The organism is Erythrobacter ani (assembly GCF_019204025.1).
GTDB lineage: Bacteria > Pseudomonadota > Alphaproteobacteria > Sphingomonadales > Sphingomonadaceae > Erythrobacter > Erythrobacter ani.
Window position 1 is genome coordinate 256,646 of the sequence record NZ_JAGSPB010000001.1, and the last position, 22,563, is coordinate 279,208.

Genomic DNA, 22,563 nt, shown 5'->3' on the forward strand with positions numbered 1-22,563 from the left:
TTCAACGCTGCACAGCCTCCAGAATTGCCTTTGCCGCTTTCGCAGTTGTGTCCGGCGGAAACACCGCGCGCGCGCGCGCAGACAGGCGCGTACGCAGCTCCGCGTCCGAGAGAAACGAATGAAGAGATGCGGCCAGCTTCTCATCATCCACGGTATCGGCGAGCCCCAGGTCGTGTACGAGCCCCGCACGGGCAAAGGACTGGCTTTCGCCGTCCTGTCCTTCGTTTTGCGCGATCGCGGCGGCAGGCACGCCCATATATGCGCATTCATATTTGATAAGTCCGCCTCCGGTTAAGGCGGCATCCGCCCATAGCAGGGACTGCGAAAGGTCTGGTTGCCTCTTGATAACACCACTGCCCGGCGCAAACTCATTCAGCATCGCTGCGAGGTCGCCGCCCTCTTCGGCGATCGCGCGAAGGCAAAGACGAGAATAATTGTTCTGCAGAAGGTGGGTCAGGCGCTTCGCAATCCCTTTTGGATCTGATCCACCGATGGCTATCAGCAAATTCTCGATTTCGCGGGGGCGCTCGCGTCCGATGCTTTGCTCGCGGACTTCGACCAGCCCGCGCCGGGCAAGGAGATATTCGGGACCAAGGAGCAGCACCGGGTCGTCAGGATAACCAAGCGATCCGGCATCCCATGTGAAGTTAAGGATCACATCACAGGGATAAGCTTCAAGCGATCCAAAATCGTCAATCACGATCAGCGCAACGCCAAGCGACCGGATACCGGAAAGGTAGCCTTCGTCGGCACGGTAGCTGTCCAGCACCAGGAGGTCGATACCACCGTCAGCGATCGCGCCAGCGAGCTCCTGATCAACGGTTGCTGTATTCACTTCGTGCGCGAGGCATACGGTGTCAAAACCTGCGATATCGATCTGGTCCTGCGCAGCCTTGTCAAACTTTCCTGCATAGGTGCTGCGCACGCCGCAAATTCTGAGGGCTTCGGCGAGCGCGATGCAGCGGCTCAGATGTCCGAAACCGATATCTGCGGTAGCATCGCACCGGAAAAGTGCATTCACCGTTCCTGCTCCCGCATGGCAGAAAACAGGCTCTCCGCGATCGTCCAGTCTTCGGGTCGGTCGATGTCCCAAGCCCGCGTTTCGGGAATTTCGATGAAGCGCGTTCTCGAACCGAAGAAGGAACGACATTCGAGCCATGCCTCGCTCTTGCCCCAATAAAACTGTCCGGGATCGTGAAAGACGGGGGGAAGATCCTGAGTGCGCGTGGCTTGGTGCCCGGGTTGCAGCAATTGGGGGCTTCCGTCGGCGGCGGTCACGAACCCGCGTTGCGGCGGATGTCCGTAGCGGACAGCAGGGAACGCGAAGTCACATTCTGACGAAAGCAAGGAATACGCTAAACGAAGGTCATCGGCCGAGATAAAGGCCGCGGTTGCATAGATGCAGCATGCGGCGTCTATCGCTGGGCCCGTGTCCAATAACGCGGACAAAGCATGGACGACGACATCGGTGGTCCCGCTGTGGTCATCGGCAAGCTCGGCTGGTCGGATGAACGGCGTTTCAGCGCCTGCGGCGCGCGCAATCTCTGCGATCTCGTCATCGTCGGTCGACACGATTATCCGATCGAACAATCCGGAATTCGTCGCAGTCTCAATGGGCCATGCGATCATCGGTTTGCCGGCAAAAGGTCTGATATTCTTGCGTGGGATGCGCTTGCTCCCGCCGCGGGCCGGGATGATCGCGATATTCATCGAGGGGCAGCCTCGGAAACCGCTTTTGCGACCTCAGCGATGACGCGCTGCTGCTGCTCGTCAGTCATCGTGGGAAACATCGGCAGGCTGATCGCCTCGGAATAGTATAATTCTGCGTTCGCGCAATGACCGGGTTCAAATCCCAGACCGCGGTAGTAGGGCTGAAGATAGACCGGGATGTAGTGGAGATTGACCCCTATACCGGCGTCACGCAGCGCATCAAAAACGGCGCGTTGGCCCTCCACGCGAATAACGTAGAGATGCCATGCGGAATCGGCATTCGGATGTTGCCATGGCGTCCGGATAGGGAGGTCGGCGAAGGCCGTATCGTACGCATCTGCAATGTGTTGCCGACGCTTCACGAAGTCGTCGAGCCGATCCAATTGGCTGAGGCCGAGCGCCGCATTTATGTCGGTCATGCGGTAATTGTAGCCGAGGCGATGTTGCTCGTAATGCCACGCGCCCGGATTTTCCGCCTGGATGGCATGGGTATCGCGCGTGATCCCATGGCTTCGGTCTAGGCGCATGAGCTGGGCCAGTTCATCGTCGTTCGTCAGGGCCATGCCGCCCTCGCCAGTGGTCACGATCTTCACCGGGTGAAAGCTGAAGACAGTGATGTCGCTGAACCTGCAATTGCCGACCGGCTGAGAATCGAAGCGCCCCCCGATCGCGTGAGAAGCATCCTCGATGATCTTCACGCCGTATTTCACAGCCGCAGCATGGATGGCCGCCATATCGCAGGACTGGCCGGTCAAATGCACCGGAATGATGACCTTCGGCAGTTGGCCCGACGCCGCGGCTCGATCCAGCTTCTCCTGGAGCTTGGCCGGACACATGTTGTAGCTTCGCTCATCGACATCGACGAAGCCGACGTCAGCACCGCAATAGAGGGCGGCGTTGGAACTGGCGACGAAAGTGAGCGGGCTGGTCCAGACGCAGTCCCCCGGTCCAACGCCCAATGCCATGCACGCGAGATGCAGCGCGCTGGTCGCGCTATTGGCGGCTACCGCGTGCCGTGCTCCAGTTTCTGCAGCGACTGCTTCCTCGAAGGCTGGGACCACCGGACCTTGCGTCAGGAAATCGGACTTTAAGACATCGACGACAGCGGCAATGTCAGCCTCCGTAACCGATTGGCGTCCATAGGGTATGTAGCTCGCCATCAGACTTCATGCGTTGGATCGACATGCTTGCGGATCAATCCGCGCAATTGCTCGACCGTTAGGAAGTCCGGATTGGTGCCACTGTTATAGGAAAAACCTGGCTCAACGCGCTTGCCCCCGACCCGGTCCAGATAGTCGTCGGCCATCTGGTCGGTGGTGGTTGGCAAGATCGCATAATACGGGCCTAGGTCAACAGTGTTGAGGCTGTCGCTGGTCGTGATCATCTCTTCGTGGATTTTCTCGCCCGGCCTGATGCCGACCATCTTGAGCTCGCATTCGGGCGCGACCGCTTCAGCCAGGTCGGTAATGAGGTAGCTGGGTATTTTGGGGACGAAAATCTCGCCACCTTGTGCGTTTTCAAGCGCCCAAAGTACCATCTGCACCCCTTCGTCCAGCGAGATGTTGAATCGCGTCATTGTCGGGTCGGTGATCGGGATGACACCCGTCTCACGTCGATCGAGAAAGAACGGAACGACAGAGCCCCTGCTGCCGATGACGTTTCCATATCGAACCACGGACAAGCGGAGATCTCGGGCGCCCTTCACGTTGTTGGCAGCGGTAAAAAGCTTGTCCGAACACAGCTTGGTCGCGCCGTATAGATTGATGGGCGCAGCGGCCTTGTCGGTGGAAAGCGCAACGACATTCTCGACCCCGCTGTCGAAGCAGGACTCAATAACGTTCTGCGCCCCCAGCACATTCGTTTTGATGCACTCGAACGGGTTGTATTCAGCAGCCGGCACCTGTTTCAGGGCGGCAGCGTGAACGACAATATCGATGCCTTCGAATGCCCGCCGCAGACGGCCCTGATCACGAATGTCGCCGATGAAATACCGCAGCGCCGGATAGGCTTGCGGAGAGAATTCCTGGCTCATTTCGTACTGCTTGAGCTCATCGCGCGAATAGATGACGAGCCGCCGCACGCCCGGATATTTATCAAGGACCTGACGAACGAAGGCTTTACCGAATGAGCCGGTGCCCCCGGTCACGAGGATGCTCTTATTATCCAACAACGGCTTTCGCTCCCTTACGAAGGTTCATATATCGCGCCATGACAAGCATCCCGCTAATAATGAATGCCGCACCGAACGAAACTGCTGTCGCGAGCATGATCCCCCGAATTCCCATCGCCTGCACCCAAACGATGCTGAGCCATATATTCAGCCCGATCGTCGCCGCGCTGAAGATCGACATCAGCTCGATGCGCTTTTCGAAATGAAGGAACTTCATGTTGTGCATGAAGTAACCCTGCAGGACGATCGCTATCATGACGTATTGCAGCAGGGGTATGGCGCTATGAAACGCCTCGCCAAGCAGGGTCGGCGCGACCAGAAGCGCGAAGAAATAGAACGCGGCAGCTGCAATTGCTGCCATCACGAAATACAGGATAGACACCGATGCGACCTCTTGCAGGCCCTCGCTCGCGGCGAGTTTGAGCTTGCGGAATAGCCAAGGAGTCCATGCCAGTACGAAACTGTGATTAGCCATCCAGAATGCGGATGCGAACAGAGCTGCGACGCCGTACATCGCGCTTGCTTCCACCCCGAGATAGTGTGCGGCGATAACCTTGTCGGCTGTTGCCATCGCCATGACCACCGCGCCCGCGGGCCAATACACAACTCCGAACGAAGCGATGTTGCGGTAAAAAGAACGCTCAGGGACACGGACAAGCGCAGAGAACGTAAAGCCCAGCGACTTGAGCGAGAAAAGCGTGGCGATGCCCATGCTCAACATGCGCCCGAGAACGACTCCGCGCCAGTCCCAGCCAGCAAGCAGGAAGCAAACGATAAAGATCAGACTCAGGACTGCCTGGATCACTTGAGTCGTAAGGAAGGCACCGCGCCGGTTGTGGAACTGCTGAAGCGCGAGGACTGTGTAAAACACTTCGTAGAGAAACGCGGCAACAACGATGCTGATCAGCCAGGCTTCGGGGAATTTGGTCAATGTCGCCACTACCTCGCCGAACACCAGCGTAACCGCCGATACAAATGCCGCCAGTACCACCATCACGAACAAAGCCGTGTGCGTGAACCGGTCCAGCTGTTTTTGATCCAGATCGTAGAAACGCATCCGGATCGCATCCTGCGTCGTTAGCCCGACGATGGGGCGCATGAACGTCGCGTAGGTTACGAAGAGCACCCAAATGCCATAGCCAGTGGGGTCGAGCATACGCGTGAGGATCGGTGCCAGCAGCAACGGCACGAGCGCCTCGATGCTGTTGGCAAGAGCGTAGAACAAAGATTGCAACGCCAGAAATTTCTTGGCGTTTAAACTGAATAGGTTCCGGATCATCGACCGTTCTTGTGCCCTCACGCGTTTGGCGCCCGCCCCTGCGAGTACTTGAGGAGTTGTAAACCTAAATTGTTAACGATTGCCTGAGATAGCTTTGCTCAATCCGGAGGGGCTGACCCTGTCGGTCTGTGTGCAATCGGTTTTCATGAGGTAGATCAGCGTGGCTTTCGATGCGGTTAAAAAGCACGAGATGCTCAGCGAGGTGCAGGAGCAGTTCGCATCAGGCATTGGCGACCGTACGAAGCGCAAAGGCTACGACCTTCGAACCGCACTTGCCATTGTCCGCGAAGTAGAAACGTCAGCGGGTCGAACGGCCGTCTACGAGGAAATCAAGAAAAAGAATGCACTCTATCGCCTGGTCGATATGCTTTATGCTCGGGCCGGAAAGCGCCTGGTTCAGCCAATCCTTCTGTTCGTCTACATGGTAAAATGTGTTGTCGCGTTGGGCCCTGTGAGAACTGGCGATGCCGATGCCGCAACGCTCCACAACTTTCCCAATGAAGAGAAGACGATCGATCGTATCGCATCCCTGGTGCCTGACGCACGACTTCTCCGCCTATCGATCGCGCGCAAGCACCTGTTGGACTTTCGCCAGTTGGCGATCGCGTTGAAAATGATCGGCACGATCAAAGATATCTGGCCATTCTTGCGGGTCCTTGCCCGCAGGCACAGTTTCATGCCCTCCGCCCGGCTCGCAAGTGCGCTCGCATATTATATTCGTTTCTCTTGGCTCTTCGCAAAGCGCCCTGACATCAAGGCGGCAATTATAGCGAGCAATTACAGCCCTGAAGCGGTCGGGATGGCCGCAGCGGCCCACCGGATGGACCGCCGTGTTATCTATTCCAACCACGCCCCTGTGCCAGCGAACGTAGAGGTGGTACCGCCTGTCCTGGCTGATTGTGCATTAGTCTACGGCGACAGGACGATTCAAATATACAAACGTCGCAGCGCTTGCACAGCCGAGGTCGCGCTGATCGGACAGCCGGGTACGGCGCGCGACATGAAATGGAACGAGAACGTCCAGACGGTGGGCATTTTTCTCACCTCCGGAACCAAGATCGATGTGCTCAAGAGCCTGATCGCAACGATCCGCGTCGATCTGCCACAAACGCGTATCCTGATCCGGCAGCATCCCGTAACGCTGCTCAAGACGGATTTTGCCGGTCTCGCCCTGAATGACGACAAGGTCGAGCTGACCATCGGTAATCCGCTGGACGACGAGATCGCCGCTTGCGATCTCGTGATTTGCGGGAATAGCGGGGTCGCTATGAACGTTCTGAGCGGCGGAAGACCTGTTGCCTACCTGTCTAGCCTCGACGGCATCAAGTTCGACGCGAACGGCTTCGTTGAGAGTAGACTCGTCTTCTCAATGCCTTGGTGGAGCGAAGACATCTACAGCCGTTTGAAAGCATTCTACAGCCACCCCGGATGGATCGAGGTGATGCAGAGCTATGATGCGTCCTACGGTGCCGACCTGGACGAGTTGAAAGCGCAAGCGGCCAAGGTGCTTGAACGCCATCTCCGCGCGCGGGCGACCGGGGCGGAGCAAATGCCGGACAGCAGCAAGGTGAAGCTAGTTGCATGATGTGATCTCGCTCACGACGTTTGTCAGCCAGCGTGGAAAGTACGGTTGCACCCGACATGCTGCGGCACGGTCAATTACCCCGCGCGAACGGCCTTGCACCTCAAATTAGACAACAACCGCAACGTTCGAATTCTTTTCGAGCAACAGAGACGCCTGCTTGGACAAATCTGCGCTTTGCTAAAACTTGTATTGCGTGGAAATCTGGACCTTTTGCAGGTTGCCCGACTGACCGTCCTCCAATGTACGCTCCGCATACATGTATTCGATCCCGATCGTCAGCGGATCGACTGGTGACCAGATCAGGTTCGCGAGTGCATTCCAGCTTTCGTCGGTTACTTGGTCGGTCGTCAGCAGGATCGGATTGTCGGCCTTGAAATAGGACGCCGCGACGGTCGAACGCAGCTTGTCGCTCCAGAAATGGCGGTATGCGCCGAAACCCGAATAGGTGAAGATGGGATCGAGATCGCCGTCAGGGTCGAGGGCCGCATCGTTGACGATGTTCAGACCGATATAGCGCCCAAGACCGTCGCCCGCCGTCGCCATGAAGCGGAAATCATCGCGCGATCCCACTTTGAGCTTGCCTGCAAGGCTCAATCCATAGGCCGCCGCGCTGTCGCTGCCAGTGCCAAAATCGTCATCGGTTATGCGAAGATTGCGGTATATACCCGCCGCCGAGAGCGAACCCCAATCGCCTGCAAAATTGTAGCGCGCGATGATATCGGGAATGTTGTCGTCACCCGGCAAGACCCTGGTACCTGCCGGCGAGGTGATCTCTGTTTCCGGCTGCTCGACCGCGATTTGAAGGCCGCCATTGGTGTAACGCACCATCGGCTGGCGATCGAAAACGGTGCCGGGAGTCGTTCCGATGAAATCGAGACTGTCAGGTAAAGCTCCGACATTCTGGAAGGTCGACCAGGTCTGGCCGAACAACCAGTTGTCATAAGTGATGTAAGCCTGACGCAGCCGCGGGACGAAGCTGTTCGAAACCCGCTCGTTCCCACCATCCGTAACCATGAAATCGAGTTCGATCAGCGAATTCAAGGAGTGCTCTGCTCCGACATCGGTCTCAGTCTTGAAGATAAACCGCGTCTGCCGCGCGCTGAAATCGGTATCGAAACCGGATGGATCGCCACCGATCGGGATTGCCCCGGGCACCAGGAAATCGCGCAGGATGCTGCTGCTCGGCACGTCGCCGCCGCTGAAACGCTGGCTGATGGCGTCGAGCTTCACATAACCCGTGTAGGCAAAGGTCGTGTTGCCGACCTTGAAGCCCCTCCCCTCATGCGTCGTGGGATCGGCGATCTGTGCGGCCAGTTGCTCTTGTCGCGCTTGCAGCGCGCGAGTTTCAGCCATCACCGCCTCGGCGGCGGCGGCGGTTTCTGCCTGCTGTTCATTCAGCGTACCCTGCTGCGCGTCGAGCCGTTCGATCAGTCCTTCCACCAAAGCTTCCAAGCGGTCCAGGCGCTCATCGACCGTCGCGTCCTGCGCTGCGACGGGGCTGGCCGCCAGACATGTCGCGCACAGCAATGCAGCGCGCAGTTCCTTGCGAATCAATCGATGCGGCATGGTTTCTCCCTCCCTCGTTATTTGATGACGGAGAATGGGACGCACGGCACAGCGTGCACAATTGGAGGAACGTCGTAAGACCTTTGTCTGAAGGCGCGCCCCCACGCTTTCGCGTTATCCATGGAACCGCAAAAGGGAGACTCGCCATGATCCAAGCCATCTCACGCCCATCGATGACACGCGTCACACACTGCGTTTCAGAGCAGTATGATGAGATGTATCGTCAATCGGTCGAAGACCCTGACGGTTTCTGGCTCGACCAGGCGAAACGGCTGGACTGGTTCAGCGCGCCGACCAGAGGCGGAGAATGGTCCTTCGATCCCGCTGATATCAGCTGGTTTGCCGACGGATCGCTGAACCTCTGCCACAACGCGGTTGACCGCCATCTGAGAACGCGCGGAGAGGATACTGCCATCATCTTCGAGCCGGACGATCCTGCAAGCGCAGGACGGACTCTCACCTACCGCGAACTTCACGCAGAAGTGATCCGCATGGCCAATGCGATGAAGGCAATGGGCGTCAAAAAAGGCGACAGGGTCACACTCTACATGCCCATGATCGTCGAAGGCGTCACCGCAATGCTCGCATGCGCTCGGATCGGTGCGATCCATTCCGTAGTATTCGGCGGGTTTTCTCCCGAGGCCTTGGCTGGGCGGATCGAGGACTGCGGCAGCCGCTTCGTCATCACCGCTGACGAAGGGCTTCGCGGATCCAAGCGTGTTCCCCTCAAAGCGAACGTCGATGCGGCCCTGAACGAACTCGATCACGACACCCCGATCGATGGAATGCTGGTCATAAAGCACACCGGTGCCAAGATCGAGATGAGAGAGGGCCGCGATCACTGGCTTCATGATGTCGCCACGGATGAAGATTGTCCTTGCGAAGGAATGAACGCGGAAGATCCGCTGTTCATCCTCTACACTTCGGGTTCGACCGGAAAACCCAAAGGCGTGCTGCATACCACGGGCGGATACGGCGTGTGGACAGCGACCACTTTCAACTACGTTTTCGATTATCAGCCCGGCGAGGTGTACTGGTGCACTGCCGATATCGGCTGGGTCACCGGCCACTCTTACATTGTCTACGGCCCACTGATGAACGGCGCGACGAGCGTCGTATTCGAAGGCGTGCCGAACTATCCGGACCATGGCCGGTTCTGGGACGTGGTCGACAAACACAAGGTCAGTATCCTCTACACCGCCCCCACGGCAATCCGTGCGCTCATGCGCGAGGGTGACGAATTCGTGACCAGCCGCGATCGCTCATCACTGCGGCTGCTGGGATCTGTCGGCGAGCCGATCAATCCCGAAGCCTGGAGATGGTACTACGATGTCGTGGGATCGGGGCGGTGCCCGATAGTCGACACCTGGTGGCAAACGGAGACGGGCGGCGTGATGATCACCACGCTACCCGCGGCGCACGACATGAAGCCGGGAAGCGCAGGCTTGCCGTTCTTCGGCATTCAGCCGCAGTTGGTCGACAATGACGGCGCCGCGCTCGACGGCGCGGTCGAAGGCAATCTGTGCATCACCGCGAGTTGGCCCGGACAAGCGCGCTCGGTCTATGGCGATCACGAACGGTTCGAACAGACCTATTTCAGCACCTATCCCGGCAAGTATTTCACAGGTGACGGATGCAGGCGCGACGAAGACGGGTATTACTGGATCACTGGCCGCGTCGACGATGTGATCAACGTCTCGGGCCACCGCATGGGGACCGCGGAGGTAGAGAGTGCGCTGGTGCTGCACGAATTGGTCGCAGAGGCCGCCGTCGTGGGTTATCCGCATGATATCAAAGGCCAGGGTATCTATTGCTATGTGACGTTGAACGCTGGCGTAAGCGGATCGGACGAGCTTCACCAGGCGCTGCGCGCGCATGTCCGCAAGGAAATCGGGCCCATCGCGACACCGGACCATATCCAGTTCACCGATGGTCTTCCCAAGACTCGTTCTGGCAAAATCATGCGCCGCATCCTGCGCAAGGTGGCCGAGAACGACTACGGCGCGCTTGGGGACACTTCGACCCTTGCCGACCCATCTCTGGTTGATCGCTTGATCGAAGGTCGGCAAAATCGCTGAGACCATGTCCAGTCGCATCATCATCGCAGACGATCATCCGCTGTTCAGAACTGCGTTGAGCCATGCCGTGTCGAAGGTCTGGCCCGATGCCGAGATCGTGGAAGCTGGTTCTGCCGGAGCGGCCCGCGCCGAGCTCGATCAGAATGCGGAAGCTCTTCTGCTCGATCTCCATATGGAAGATTCGCACGGGCTCTCGGTACTTATGGACCTGCGGCAGGATTTCCCGGCGCTGCCCATAGCGATTGTATCCGCTAGCGAGGAACCGCGCGTGTTTGGTGCGGCAAAACAGCTTGGCGCGGCCGCTTTCATTCCCAAGTCGGCAAGCCTGGACGAGATGCGAGACGCCCTTTCCGCGGTGCGCGAGGGGGACCATTGGTTTCCTGATACAGGCGCCGAAGACGATGACGATCTGGACCGTATCGCCAGTCTCACACCTGCGCAGCGGCGCATATTGGGGGCTATACGACAGGGCCTGCTGAACAAGCAGATCGCATATGAACTCGATATCAGCGAGGCGACCGTTAAGGCACACATTACGGCGATCTTCCGCAAGCTCGGCGTCGTAAGCCGCACGCAAGCGGTTTTGCTCGCGGCAAAACTCGACGTCGAACAGCCCGCCGCCGATTGTGCCGCCAGCTAGACTTCAGCCGTCACTTTCCGGCGATTGAGACAATCGGATATCAAAGCGCGTAGTGCCGCAGGTGAAGATGGCTTTAGCAGGCGGTTCGCGCCCATCCGTTGAGCAGCCAGTTCGGTTTCTTCGCTGGCTTCAGCGGTGAGCAGGATAGCGGGCGGCGCATCCCCCCAATCACGGGCTAGGGCAAGATACACGGCGTCGCCACGCTCATCCTCATCCAGCCGGTAATCCATGATTGCAATGTCGGGAACCGATGGGCACGCAGCCCGTGCGTTCGTGAGCGAACGTCCGGTGACCACGTCCAGACCCCATTTTTCCAGCAGCGTCTTGAGCGCGCTGAGAGCGGCTGGCTCATTTTCAACAATAAGCACTCTCGCGTTTCCAACTTTCGCTGCGGTTCCCGAGGGCTTTTCGCGCGTGGCAGGCGTTTCCCATTTCAGCACCGGCAGATGCAACGCGAACCGGCTGCCCTTCCCCACCTCGCTTTCGGTTTCGACATGAACGTCCAGCAGCCGGGTGATGCGCCGCACGATGGCAAGGCCGAGCCCCAGACCCTCGCGGTCGCTGGAGGATGCCCGCTCGAATTCATCGAAGATCCGGCCCTTGTCCGCCTCCGCAATCCCGCGCCCGGTGTCATGCACGCAAAGCAGCACATCATCGCCCGCCCGGCGTACACCCAACAGGACGCCGCCCGATGAGGTGTACCTGATCGCATTGCTCACGAGATTGCGAACGACGCTCGTAAGCAGGGCTCTATCGGTCATCACCCAGGCCCTGGTGTGGACCCGGCGCAGTTCCAGCCCTTTCGCCTCTGCCTGTACGGCGAATTCTCGCATCACCTCGTCAAAGACGACATTGAGCGGGACGGAAGCAAGCTTCGGCTCGATGCCTCCGCTGTCGAGCTTGGAGATATCCAGCAGCGCGCGGATCAGTCGGTCTGCCGACGCAATTGATCCATCCAGGTCTTTCACAAGCCGTTCGAGGTGGGCTTGCCCAGTCACCTCCTCGCCCACTGCAGATGCAAACAACCGCGCGGCGTTGAGCGGCTGGATCAGATCGTGGCTGGCCGCAGCGAGGAAGCGGGTCTTGGAGCGCGTGGCCTCCTCCAGCGCCGAATTGACCTCGCTTAGTTGCTCGGTCCGCTCGGCCACTTTGGTCTCAAGCGCCTGCTCGGCCCGGCGGTCGGCAGTGATATCGGTGTAGGAGGTCACGTATCCGCCGCCCGGAGCGGGAGATCCGACGATCCGCATGATACGTCCGTCGTGCTGCTCGCGCTCCATCCGGTGCTCGCGTCCGGCACGCATATGATCGAGCCGCCGCTGAACCTGCAATTCAATGTCGGATTCGCTATTGTCGCTCAGGCGCAGATTGTACCGGATGAGGTCGGCGATCGGTGTGCCGACCGCAACCAATTCGTCCGGGAGATCGAACATTGTCTGATATCGGCTGTTCCACGCGACCAGATTCATTTCAAAATCGACAAGCGCGACACCTTGATCGATGTTTTCGATCGCGATCTGGAGCAGCTCGGCGCTGAAGGACAGTCGCTTGTTCGTTTCACCCATCATTGCGACGACCTGCGCAAGCGGGATCGGATCACCGTCTGACCAAGAAGACACGAGCATTCGGGACGACGACGAACCGATCACGCCCGAAATCGTCCGCTCGGCCATCGCCATCACATGGTCGTCCGCAGTGTCTTTATCGCGATAGGCTTGCGACATGGATGCAAGGGCCGCATTCGCTCTGTCCTTGCCGACAAATTGCGCGAGCAACAGGCGGACATCCGCGACACGTTTGTTGGTCACCACATTCAGCGCCGCGCCGTTTGAGGGCAGACCGACAAATGCAGCGGCCTGAGCCTGATCGACCAGGCTGGGCCGAAACCAGACGGAACCGATCCAATAGGCGGTGCAGTTCGCGGCAAGACTGATAAGCACGCCTGAGACAAGCGGATCGGGGTGAATAGAAATAAGGGGTTCTGAGCCGATCGCCGAAGGCAAGATCAGCAAAATCAGCCAAAGTGCAAAGCCAGATACGAGCCCCGCAATCATGCCACCCTTGTTCCCGGCGCGCGACAGCACACCGAGCACCAGGCCCGGTGCAAATTGAGCGACAGCCGCAAAAGCGAGCGTGCCCAGCCCGGCAAGATTGGTGATCGCACCGAAGCCGAGATAGAACAGATAGGCAAAGAACAACAACGCGGCGATGACGCCGCGCCGGATCGTCAGCAATTTCGGCGCGACGAGACTGCGGTCCCCGCTTCCGCTCAGAACCCGTCGGAATGCGAGCGGTGCAATCAGGTCGTTTGTTATCATCGTCGAAAGAGCCACGCTGGCGACCACGATCATACCAGTCGATGCCGAAAACCCGCCGATGAAGACGAGCAGCGCAAGCGCCTCGTTTCCAGTCGCAAGCGGCAAGGCCATCACGATCGTGTCAGCGTCGGTGCTCTGCGGGAGGACCATCAGCCCCGCAAGCACGATCGGAACAATCACAACAGAGGTCAGCAACAGGTAGGCAGGAAATATCCAGCGCATGGTGGGTGTTGCGCGTTCGCCGTGGGCCTCGACGATCGTCATGTGAAACTGGCGCGGTAGACAAAGCGCAGCACATGCCGCGATCAGTGTGAGCACTGCAAAGCGGGCGTCGAGCTGAGCCGGTTCGAACGCTGACGGCAGGCTTGGCGCATCGCTTTGCATCAACACGCCGACAGCGAGAGCAGCGACGGCGATCAGCGCGACCAGCTTCACGACCGCCTCCACGGCAATCGTGAGCACCAACCCGCCGTTGTCTCCTGCCTGATCGGCGCGCCGGGACCCGAACATAATCGCAAAGAGAGCCATCAATCCGGCCACCAGCAGGACAAGTTCGTCGGCAGCGACCTGGTCGACCAGGCTTGGATCCAGCGTCAGCAGCGAGCTGCCAACCGATTGGAGCTGTAGCGCCATGTATGGCAGAGAGCCGATGGTCGCTATGACGGTGACGAGCGCAGCCACGCTCGCGCTCTTGCCGTAACGCGCTGAAAGGAAGTCGGCGATGGAGGTTGAATGCTGCGCCTTGCCTTGGGCGAGCACGCGCCTCACCAGCCCGAAGCCAATCGTGAACAACAGGATCGGACCGAGATAGATCGGCAAATAATCGAGGCCAGACGTGGCCGCCGTGCCGACGCCGCCATAAAACGTCCAGCTCGTGCAATAAACCGCGAGCGAGAGGCCGTAGATAAGACCCGTGTACCGGCCAAGCTTACCGGCACCCGCGCGGTCTCTTCGGGCGGCCAACCAGAATAGAAACGCCAGATATGTCGTGGCAGCCGCGACAGCCGCACCGAAGAGCATGATCTTCGAACCTCCCCTCTTTCGAAAGCTAGCCAAACACGGCGATTGTGCAAGAAAAAGGGGCGGCACCACATTCGGCGCCGCCCCCAGTGCGATCCGTGGAGAGGTCGGATCAGTGTACGTGCGCGTCCCCAGCCCCGCGCGGGACACGGATGGAATCCACCAGTTTGCGAATTTCCAGCGGGGTCGACTTGGTCACGCTGGCGACAGCGATTGCGATACCGAAATTGATCAGCATCCCGATCACACCGATGCCTTCAGGCGAAATACCGAACAGCCAGTTCTCCGCTGTGTTCGCTGCCGGATCCAGCAGTTTGAAGTAGAGAATGTAGCTGAATGTAAACACCAGCCCGCTGACCATGCCGGCAATTGCGCCTTCCTTGTTCATCGACTTGAAGAAGATGCCCATGAAGATCGCCGGGAAGAGGCTCGATGCCGCAAGTCCGAAAGCAAATGCGACAACCTGCGCCACCCAACCCGGAGGATAGATGCCGAGGTAACCCGCGACGATGATCGCAGCGGTTGCCGCAATACGCGCCGCAAGCAGCTCTGCCTTGGACGAGATATTGGGCGCGAAGGTGCTCTTCAGCAGGTCGTGGCTGACCGAACTGGAGATTACCAGCAACAGACCCGCCGCCGTCGACAGAGCCGCCGCAAGGCCGCCTGCAGCCATCAGGGCCACAACCCATCCGGGAAGGTTCGCGATTTCCGGATTGGCGAGCACCATGATGTCGTGGTCGACATACACCTCGTTGGCGCTTTCGGCATTCGGCGTGTTCGACAGGAGTCGCTCACCCGATTGGCCGGACTCGCCAGTGTATTCAGGTTTGCCCTCGAAAGCATTTCCAGGGCGGTACTGCATCACGCCGTCGCCATTCTTGTCCTGGAATGCGAGCAATCCGTTGCTTTCCCACAGCGGGAAGAACTCATCGACCTCGCTATAGGCGGTATCGTCCACCTTCTCGACGAAGTTCAGCATCCCGAATGCACCAACGGCCGGTGCCGTGGTGTACAGCAATGCGATGAACAACAGCGCCCAGCCGGCCGATTTGCGCGCATCCGATGCCTTGGGCACGGTGAAGAAGCGCACGATGACGTGAGGCAGACCGGCGGTCCCGACCATCAGCGCGAGCGTGATGCAGAACACGTCGATCATGCTCTTCGACCCATCCGTATAGGCGGTGAAGCCCAAGTCCACCAACACGGTATCGAGCTTCTGCAAGACGCTCATTCCCGAGCCATCGGCCACCCCCGAACCAAGACCGAGCTGCGGGATCGGTGTCCCCGTGATCATGAAACTGAGGAAGAACGCCGGGACCATGTAGGCGAAGATCAGAACGCAATATTGCGCAACCTGAGTGTAGGTAATGCCCTTCATTCCGCCGAGAACGGCGTAGATGAACACGATCCCCATACCGATGATAACGCCCATCGTGATTTCGACATCGAGAAAGCGCGAAAACACAATCCCGACGCCGCGCATTTGCCCGGCAATATAGGTGAAGCTGATGAAAATCAGGCAGATGACCGCAACCACGCGAGCAGTCTTCGAATAGTACCGCGTGCCGATGAAATCGGGGACCGTGAACTGTCCGAATTTGCGCAAATAGGGCGCCAGCAGCAATGCCAGCATGACGAAACCGCCGGTCCAGCCCATCAGGTAAACCGAGCCATCATAGCCCGCAAAGGCAAGTATGCCCGCCATCGAAATGAAGCTTGCCGCGCTCATCCAGTCGGCTGCCGTGGCCATGCCATTGACGACCGGGTTGACCCCGCCGCCCGCGACATAGAATTCCTTGGTCGAACCCGCCCGGCTCCAGATTGCGATACCGATGTAGAGCGAGAAGCTGAGGGCGACGAAGATGTAGATCAGAGTTTGCGTTTCCATGGCTACGCCCCCCTCAATCGTCGAGATCGTATTTGCGTTCGATCTGCTTCATACGAACGACGTAGAAGAAGATGAGCGCGATGAAGATGTAGATCGAACCCTGCTGCGCGAACCAGAACCCTAGCGGGTATCCGCCGATCATGAACTGATCGAGAAAGTCGCGAAACAGAATGCCCGCTCCAAAGGAGCACGCGAACCAGATCGCCATGAGTGAAACGAGCAGCCGGATATTTTCCTGCCAGTACGAGTTCTCTGCCTCGCTCGTTTGCTCTGTGGGTGTGTCGTCGTCCATGTTCTCCCCTCCTTCTGGTGCCGGGAACAATTCCCGAGCTTGGATTGACGCTAAGCGCACCCTGTCATTGGCGCGAGATGGACTTTAGTCTTACGGGTGGAATCAGAGGTCAGGTTTGCTCGAGTTCCCCCAATGTTACGCCGGCAGGCACGCGTGAAAGCTGCGCCTGAAAAAGCTCTGCAGCCGCTATGGCATCGGTCAGTGCATCGTGCGCTTCGTATTCGGGGAGGCCGTAACGGGCGCGGCTTGGTCCGAGCCTGTACGCCTCGGTTCCGACGAGGTTGGGTCTGAGTTTCCTTTCCAGAGCGAGCGTGCAAATCGAACGGACCGGCAGCTGCACGCCCCATACTGATGCCGCCATCCGCTCGATCGCGCTCACCTCTATGTCAGCTGCGTGTGCAATCAGGATGCGTCCAGACAATTCCTTGGCCAATCTCGGCGCGACTTCGCGAAGTTTCTGTCCTCTGGCGGCGCGCTGCTCTCCTATCCCGTGGATGGTGACGGCGGCGGTATCAAGATCAGCTTTGCTGCGGATATCGACCGAATGCGCTTCAGCCAGACAGATCGAGCTGCCTTGAAAAGGCACCCAGCCTACCTGAAGCAGATGCGCTTCGATGCCCAAGCCATCGAGCTCGAAATCGAGCGCAAGATAGGGCGCTGTCGATGCCGCGCAACTGCGATCCGGCCAATCTGCTGCGGCGTAGTCCTGCAACACTCTGTGCCCGGCTGCGGCGAGACTTCGCAATCGTCTTTCAAAACGCCACCGGGCAAACATTTCAGGCAATGCCGCCCGCATAGTTTCGCCGCAGCGCGTCGACCCCGTTACGGATGACCGCAAAGGCATCCTTCAGATAATCGCGCTCCAGCGGCGAAAGCGAATACGGTGATATCAGATTGTCAGGCTGCATCCCGCTTTCCACTTGGCGCACTTGGTGGGCGATCCGCAATTCATTGACGAACAGCATGGCGTCGGTGAGGCTCTGGCTATCATCTTCACTCATTTTGCCCTCTCTCGCCAGAGCAGCGAGCCGATCGGCAGTGCTGATCTCCGTGCGACCGTGCGCTAGCGCCAGCGTGCGAGCAATATCGACGATCGGCATGATTGCCTGTGCCTTGGAATCGAACACCTTTTGTCCATCATCCGATTTTTCCAGAACAAGATTGCGGAAGATGCCCAAGGGTACTTTGTTTCGGAGCGCATCGCGCGCGAGGTAGCTGATAAAAATGCTCGAAGATGCCGCTTTCGCGACAACTTCGCGACGGAGCGATCGAACGAGGTCGGCTTCACCGTGGACACAGCGCATGTCGAAAAAGATCGTGGCCTTCAGGATACGGTCCTCGGTTGGCTCGGCAATCCACTTTTCGTAGCGATCCAGCCAAGCTTCCTGCGTCAGGCGCTGCCCGGCATTTTTCGCCATGATCCCGCCTTTGCAATAGACGTATCCCGACGCGTCGAGCAGGTCGGATATGCGCGTCCCGAGCGCCTCGAAATAAGAAGCGCCCGCCGAATCCGTATCTTCGGCAATGACAAGCCCGTTATCCTGGTCAGAACCCACCAATTGCTCGCGTCGCGCGAGCGAACCGAACACGACCAGCCCATAGGGACAAGGCGGCGCTCCCAGCTCCTCCTCCGCCAGTTCGGCAGCCCGCCGGTGGACCGCCTCACCAAGGGCGGAGGTGAACTGCATTGCGTGGCTCGCCTGCAAACCTGAGGCAGTCATCGCTGCGAAGCTTTCAGGAACGCGCTTGGCAGCCTCGATCAGAGCGTCCCCAGTCCGCGCGCGGGTGATCGCCGTTCCGGTGTCGATCGCATTGTTGCCGATGGCAGAAAGGATATCCGTCGCGCTCAATACGCCCGCAAGTGCACCATCCGCACTGACCAGCGGAATATGGCGGAACCCGCCAGCTGCCATCAGTGCCATGGCTTCGGCCGCGGTTGCCTCGGTCGATAAAGTTTGCGGAGATGCAGTCATGACGTCGCGCACGGGGATATCCAGAGCCACTCTCTCTGCCACGACACGATTGCGCAGATCCTTGTCGGTAAAAATGCCTTGCAGTCTTTGCCCATCGCAAATGGCAAGCGTGCTGACATCATGTTCATGCATCAGGCTGACCGCACTCGCAATCGCGATATCCGGCGGGCAGGAAACCGGGTTGGTGTTGACGATCAGATCGCCGAGACGCTTCGTATCAAGCTGGAACGCGGATGTTTGCTTGCGATTGTCCAGAGCGTGCTTGATCCGAGCGGCTTCGTCTTCCGCGAAAAACTGGCGAAACGCCGGGACTTCGTCGCGGAGTGCGTGAAATTGCTCTGCGGGTATCGTGTAAAGAAGCGTGTCCTCGCTCGCGGTTGTCGTGTTGTGCACTTCACCGCCGCGCAAGAGCGAAGGGTAAGCGAATGTGCTCCCGGTCCCCAGGCGTGCGGTCAACTCGTCGCCGGCCAGCCGAAGTTCGACCGCGCCGGAGCGCACGACGAAGAGATGGTCGTTGTGCTCGCCGGCCCGGATAATCTCGCTGCCCGACCTGGCGTAGCGCACCTCAACGTTGCGAGAAATCGACGCAATCCGCTCCTCGCCGAGGAACTGGAACGGCGCTGTTTGCGCAAGGAAGTTTGCGACGGCTTTGATCTCGCTGGTCATATCAGCGATCCTAACCACCTTTGCCCTGCTACGATATCCGACATAGGTGGCAAGCGCTGACGGAATGCTTGAGTGTCGAACCAGATCGGAGTAGCTCAGTTTCGATTGAAAACCGACAGAGGAGGCGCTCCCATGCTTGACCAACCCCTTACTCTGCCATGCGGCGCAGAGCTTCCGAACCGTATCGCCAAGGGCGCGATGACGGAAGGGATGGCGACGCCGGACGGACGACCGACCGAAGAGCTTGAGCGGCTCTATGGCATCTGGTCCGATGGGGGCGCTGGCATGCTTCTGACCGGCAATATTATCATCGACAAAGATCATCTCGAAAGGCCCGGCAATGTCGTGATCGAGCGGGAGCCCGACGCCGATATGGCAGCACGCCTCGCCCGCTGGGCAAAGGCTGGAACGCGGGGCGGAAATCATTTGTGGGCTCAGCTGAGCCATGGCGGACGCCAAACGCCGAAGGTCGTCAACCCGAACCCGAAATCGTCATCCGATGTGGCGCTTGCCCTGCCCGGCGGACAATTCGGCAGACCCACCCCGCTGACCAAGGATGAAATCGCCGATCTCGTGCAGCGCTGGGGCATCGCTGCAAAGGCATGCAAGGAAGCTGGGTTCACAGGCGTACAGGTCCATGCCGCACACGGTTACCTGATCTCGCAATTCCTGAGCCCGCGCGTGAACTTGCGCACCGACGAATACGGGGGCAGCCTGCAGAACCGCGCCCGGATCCTACTGGAAGCAGTCGGCGCTGTCCGGTCCGCGGTCGGCCCTGATTTCCCGATCTCGGTAAAGCTCAACAGCGCGGACTTCCAGAAAGGCGGCTTCGCATTCGAAGACAGTATCAACGTTGTCCAATGGCTTGAGGCGGCGTCGGTCGACCTGATTGAAATTTCAGGCGGCACATACGAACAGCCAAAGCTGATGGGCGTTGCCGGGATGGAGGACGAGGAAGCGCAGAACGTTGCCCCCTCGACGGCCGCGCGCGAAGCCTATTTCGTCGATTTTGCCAAAGCGATGCAGGACGAGGTCAACGTGCCTCTTATGGTTACGGGAGGATTCCGGACCCGGGCCGCAATGCAGCAGGCGCTGGATATGGGCGCGGCCGACGTCATCGGGCTTGGCCGGCCCATGTGCCTTGTGACGGATGCACCGCGCCAGCTTATCGAAGGGCGCGAGGCGCTGCCACGATACGAAGACAATCTCGACCTCATCCCCAACTGGCTGGGCTTTCTCAAGCGGTTCCAGATGATGAAGGCAATCAACGGTTTCGCCGGAATTTACTGGTTCTACCAGCAGCTCTGGTTGCTCGGCCACGAAGGGCGCGTCGACGAGGCCTACTCTGTGTTCAAGGCGTTCCGCACGATCGAAGCCCGGAACAAGGCGATCATGGAAGCGCGCGGGTGATGACGGCAAATCGGCGAGCGTTGGCCACGCAGAATTCTGCGCTTAGGATTGGGGCCGCTGCGTTCAGCCTCGCCCGCGGTAAGGCTGCACACCCTGATCGGGCAGCCACAGACCTTCCGGCGGGGCTCCGGTCTGCCAGAAAACGTCGATCGGAATGCCGCCGCGCGGATACCAATAGCCACCGATCCTGAGCCATCTTGGTTGCATCTCTTCGGCCAGACGTTGACCGATCCCGACCGTCACGTCCTCATGAAATCCGTTGTGATTGCGGAAACTTCCGAGGAAGAGCTTGAGGCTCTTTGATTCTACGATCGTGTCGCCCGGTGCGTAATCGATGACGAGATGCGCGAAGTCGGGCTGCGATGTGACCGGGCAAAGCGAAGTAAATTCCGGAGCCGCGAAGCGCACCAAGTATAGCGATCCCTGACGCGGATTGGGCACGTAGTCGAGCACCGCTTCATCGGGCGACGCGGGAAGCGGGGTGTCCTTGCCGAGAAACTGCGGTTTAGGTTCGTTTTCGGGTGTGCTTTCCATGCCGCGCTGTTGCAGCGAAATGATCTTGGGTGCAAGCTCGGAACTGGACTGGATGCAACAGGAAACTATTATGTTGCCGTTCCCCGCCCACCACAATTTGTTTAAACGACTTACCCGCACCATGCGCGCGCATACCATCATCACACGCATTCCCCCCCGGCTCCGCAAGGCGCTGCTGATTGCCAGTGCGCCAGGTCTGATCCTGACACCGAGTGCGATCGCCGCGCAGAGTTCGCCCGGCACTTTCAGCCTGCCCGAGCCCACCCCTACGCCAACACCCGCGCCGCAGGGGCCGGTCGATGAACGTGATGGAGTGGTTCTCGGGCCAGTCACCATCCCTGATCCTCGCGAGCAGCAGGCCCCAGCCAATCCGCAGCCGTCTCCCGAAGTGCGACCGGCTCCGCCACCTGCGGAGGCACGGACGACGGAAAGACCCGTTGTAACGCCTGAGACGGTGGAGCAGACAAGTGCTGTTCTGCCGGACGCACGACCGGCGCAGCCGCAAACTGGCACCGCGTCTCCGAAGGCCGAAGTCGCTGCTTCGCCACAAGAAAGCGAAGCGGGATCTCCGCAAACGAACGCCGTCCCACAGGTCGGCAGCGATATTCTGAACGACATTGCGCCTGACGCCGCCACAAGTGGACTGCCTGATCTGGAAGTGCGCGAAGCCGGTTCATCAGGAACGGGCAAAGATGGCTTCGGAGCCTCTGCCCTGGCCGCTCTCATCGCATTGCTCGCTGGCGTGATCGGTCTGGGCTGGTGGATTTGGCGCAAGAAGGTCAATTCGGCTGCTCGCACCAATCCACGGGAAACCAGCGCCTACAATCGCACTTCGATTGACCGCCCGATCGGTACGGCACCAACAAGAGGCGTTCCCTCGGCGGCAAAACCGGCAGCAGTGCCTGCTGCTCACGGTCCGCTTCACATCGACTTGCAGCTCGATATCGTCAGGGCGCAGCGCAGCGTGATGAACTTCTCGGTCGAATACCGGATCGCAATCTGCAACCGTTCGGACCATGCCGCCCGCGACGTGTCCGTAGGTGCCGTGCTCACAAGCGCTGCAAAAGATTCTGGCCTCGCTGCACCGGCAGGCGTCGGACGCGCGCAGAAGATCGAGCGTATCGGGCCGCATCAGAGCCGCACGATCACAGGCGAAGCGCAATTGCCTCTGGGGCAGGTACAGGGGTTCCGCCAGGGCAAGACCCCGCTCTTCATCCCGCTGCTGCACGTCACGATAGCGGCGCCGGACCTCCCCGAGCGCACGCGCACATTCGTGGTGGGCGTGCCAAGCTCTGCCAGCCAATCGCGCCTGCATCCCATCCAGCTCGATACACCGCCTGGCAGTCTTTCCGGATTGCGGGCGCAGGAAATCAAACAAAGCGCAGTGCCTGAGCCCGCCTAATTGCTCTCGCACTTGGCGAGCCGTGCGGGCCGCGC

At 59.3% G+C, this 22,563-nt stretch carries 17 protein-coding genes; 5 read left to right on the forward strand and 12 right to left on the reverse strand.

Features of this window, described 5'->3' with window-relative positions; genetic code table 11:
- Position 1: 1 nt before the first annotated feature.
- The 5 genes from KCG45_RS01325 to KCG45_RS01345 are packed head-to-tail and all read right to left on the reverse strand — an operon-like array spanning position 2 to position 5,159.
- Entirely contained in the window at positions 2–1,021 is a 1,020-nt protein-coding gene (locus KCG45_RS01325) for a PseG/SpsG family protein (RefSeq protein ID WP_218315348.1), read from the reverse strand.
- A complete protein-coding gene (gene pseF, locus KCG45_RS01330) occupies positions 1,018–1,710 on the reverse strand; it encodes a pseudaminic acid cytidylyltransferase (RefSeq protein ID WP_218315349.1) in 693 nt (230 codons plus the stop codon). The genes KCG45_RS01325 and pseF overlap by 4 nt, the downstream gene beginning before the upstream one ends.
- On the reverse strand, positions 1,707–2,870 hold the full coding sequence (gene pseC, locus KCG45_RS01335; RefSeq protein WP_218315350.1) for a UDP-4-amino-4,6-dideoxy-N-acetyl-beta-L-altrosamine transaminase: 1,164 nt from the start codon (positions 2,868–2,870) through the stop codon (positions 1,707–1,709). The genes pseF and pseC overlap by 4 nt, the downstream gene beginning before the upstream one ends.
- Positions 2,870–3,877, reverse strand: coding sequence for a UDP-N-acetylglucosamine 4,6-dehydratase (inverting) (gene pseB, locus KCG45_RS01340; protein ID WP_255547892.1), 1,008 nt, complete (start codon positions 3,875–3,877; stop codon positions 2,870–2,872). The genes pseC and pseB overlap by 1 nt, the downstream gene beginning before the upstream one ends.
- Positions 3,870–5,159: a lipopolysaccharide biosynthesis protein gene (locus tag KCG45_RS01345; RefSeq protein WP_218315352.1), complete on the reverse strand. Its 1,290-nt coding sequence runs from the start codon at positions 5,157–5,159 to the stop codon at positions 3,870–3,872. The genes pseB and KCG45_RS01345 overlap by 8 nt, the downstream gene beginning before the upstream one ends.
- 160 nt (positions 5,160–5,319) lie before the next feature.
- Here KCG45_RS01345 and KCG45_RS01350 point away from each other — a divergent pair, with 160 nt between their 5' ends.
- A complete protein-coding gene (locus KCG45_RS01350) occupies positions 5,320–6,744 on the forward strand; it encodes a hypothetical protein (RefSeq protein WP_218315353.1) in 1,425 nt (474 codons plus the stop codon).
- Positions 6,745–6,921: 177 nt separating this feature from the next.
- Here the strand turns inward: KCG45_RS01350 and KCG45_RS01355 are convergent, their stop codons facing one another.
- The gene (locus KCG45_RS01355) at positions 6,922–8,310 is read right to left on the reverse strand and encodes a DcaP family trimeric outer membrane transporter (protein WP_255547893.1); all 1,389 of its coding nucleotides are present in this window, start codon (positions 8,308–8,310) and stop codon (positions 6,922–6,924) included.
- A 146-nt stretch (positions 8,311–8,456) separates the two neighbouring features.
- Here KCG45_RS01355 and acs point away from each other — a divergent pair, with 146 nt between their 5' ends.
- Together acs and KCG45_RS01365 are read left to right on the forward strand one after the other, a co-directional pair.
- Positions 8,457–10,388 (forward strand): acetate--CoA ligase, encoded by a 1,932-nt coding sequence (gene acs, locus KCG45_RS01360; protein ID WP_218315354.1) that lies wholly within the window; start codon positions 8,457–8,459, stop codon positions 10,386–10,388.
- A gap of 4 nt (positions 10,389–10,392) precedes the next feature.
- Positions 10,393–11,028, forward strand: a complete 636-nt coding sequence (locus KCG45_RS01365) for a response regulator transcription factor (RefSeq protein WP_218315355.1) — start codon at positions 10,393–10,395, stop codon at positions 11,026–11,028.
- On the opposite strand, the gene KCG45_RS01370 is transcribed toward KCG45_RS01365, so the two are convergent.
- From KCG45_RS01370 to KCG45_RS01390, 5 genes are all read right to left on the reverse strand, one after another.
- Positions 11,025–14,363 carry a PAS-domain containing protein gene (locus KCG45_RS01370; protein ID WP_218315356.1) on the reverse strand — a complete coding sequence of 1,113 codons (3,339 nt, stop codon included), beginning with the start codon at positions 14,361–14,363 and terminating at the stop codon, positions 11,025–11,027. The two genes, KCG45_RS01365 and KCG45_RS01370, sit on opposite strands and share 4 nt — an antisense overlap.
- Positions 14,364–14,475: 112 nt before the next feature.
- Complete coding sequence (locus tag KCG45_RS01375) at positions 14,476–16,251, reverse strand: sodium:solute symporter family protein (RefSeq protein ID WP_218315357.1); 1,776 nt, start codon at positions 16,249–16,251, stop codon at positions 14,476–14,478.
- A gap of 13 nt (positions 16,252–16,264) precedes the next feature.
- Positions 16,265–16,543, reverse strand: coding sequence for a DUF4212 domain-containing protein (locus tag KCG45_RS01380; protein WP_218315358.1), 279 nt, complete (start codon positions 16,541–16,543; stop codon positions 16,265–16,267).
- A 109-nt stretch (positions 16,544–16,652) separates the two neighbouring features.
- Positions 16,653–17,288 (reverse strand): 3'-5' exonuclease, encoded by a 636-nt coding sequence (locus KCG45_RS01385; protein ID WP_218315359.1) that lies wholly within the window; start codon positions 17,286–17,288, stop codon positions 16,653–16,655.
- 31 nt (positions 17,289–17,319) lie between these two features.
- Positions 17,320–19,182 (reverse strand): putative nucleotidyltransferase substrate binding domain-containing protein, encoded by a 1,863-nt coding sequence (locus tag KCG45_RS01390; RefSeq protein ID WP_218315360.1) that lies wholly within the window; start codon positions 19,180–19,182, stop codon positions 17,320–17,322.
- A gap of 132 nt (positions 19,183–19,314) precedes the next feature.
- Here KCG45_RS01390 and KCG45_RS01395 point away from each other — a divergent pair, with 132 nt between their 5' ends.
- Positions 19,315–20,592 (forward strand): NADH:flavin oxidoreductase/NADH oxidase family protein, encoded by a 1,278-nt coding sequence (locus tag KCG45_RS01395; RefSeq protein ID WP_218315361.1) that lies wholly within the window; start codon positions 19,315–19,317, stop codon positions 20,590–20,592.
- Between the two features lie 63 nt (positions 20,593–20,655).
- Here the strand turns inward: KCG45_RS01395 and queF are convergent, their stop codons facing one another.
- Positions 20,656–21,126, reverse strand: coding sequence for a preQ(1) synthase (queF, locus tag KCG45_RS01400; RefSeq protein WP_218315362.1), 471 nt, complete (start codon positions 21,124–21,126; stop codon positions 20,656–20,658).
- Positions 21,127–21,247: 121 nt separating this feature from the next.
- Between queF and KCG45_RS01405 the strand changes: the two genes are divergently transcribed.
- Positions 21,248–22,528, forward strand: a complete 1,281-nt coding sequence (locus tag KCG45_RS01405; protein WP_218315363.1) for a hypothetical protein — start codon at positions 21,248–21,250, stop codon at positions 22,526–22,528.
- The last annotated feature ends 35 nt before the right edge of the window (positions 22,529–22,563 follow it).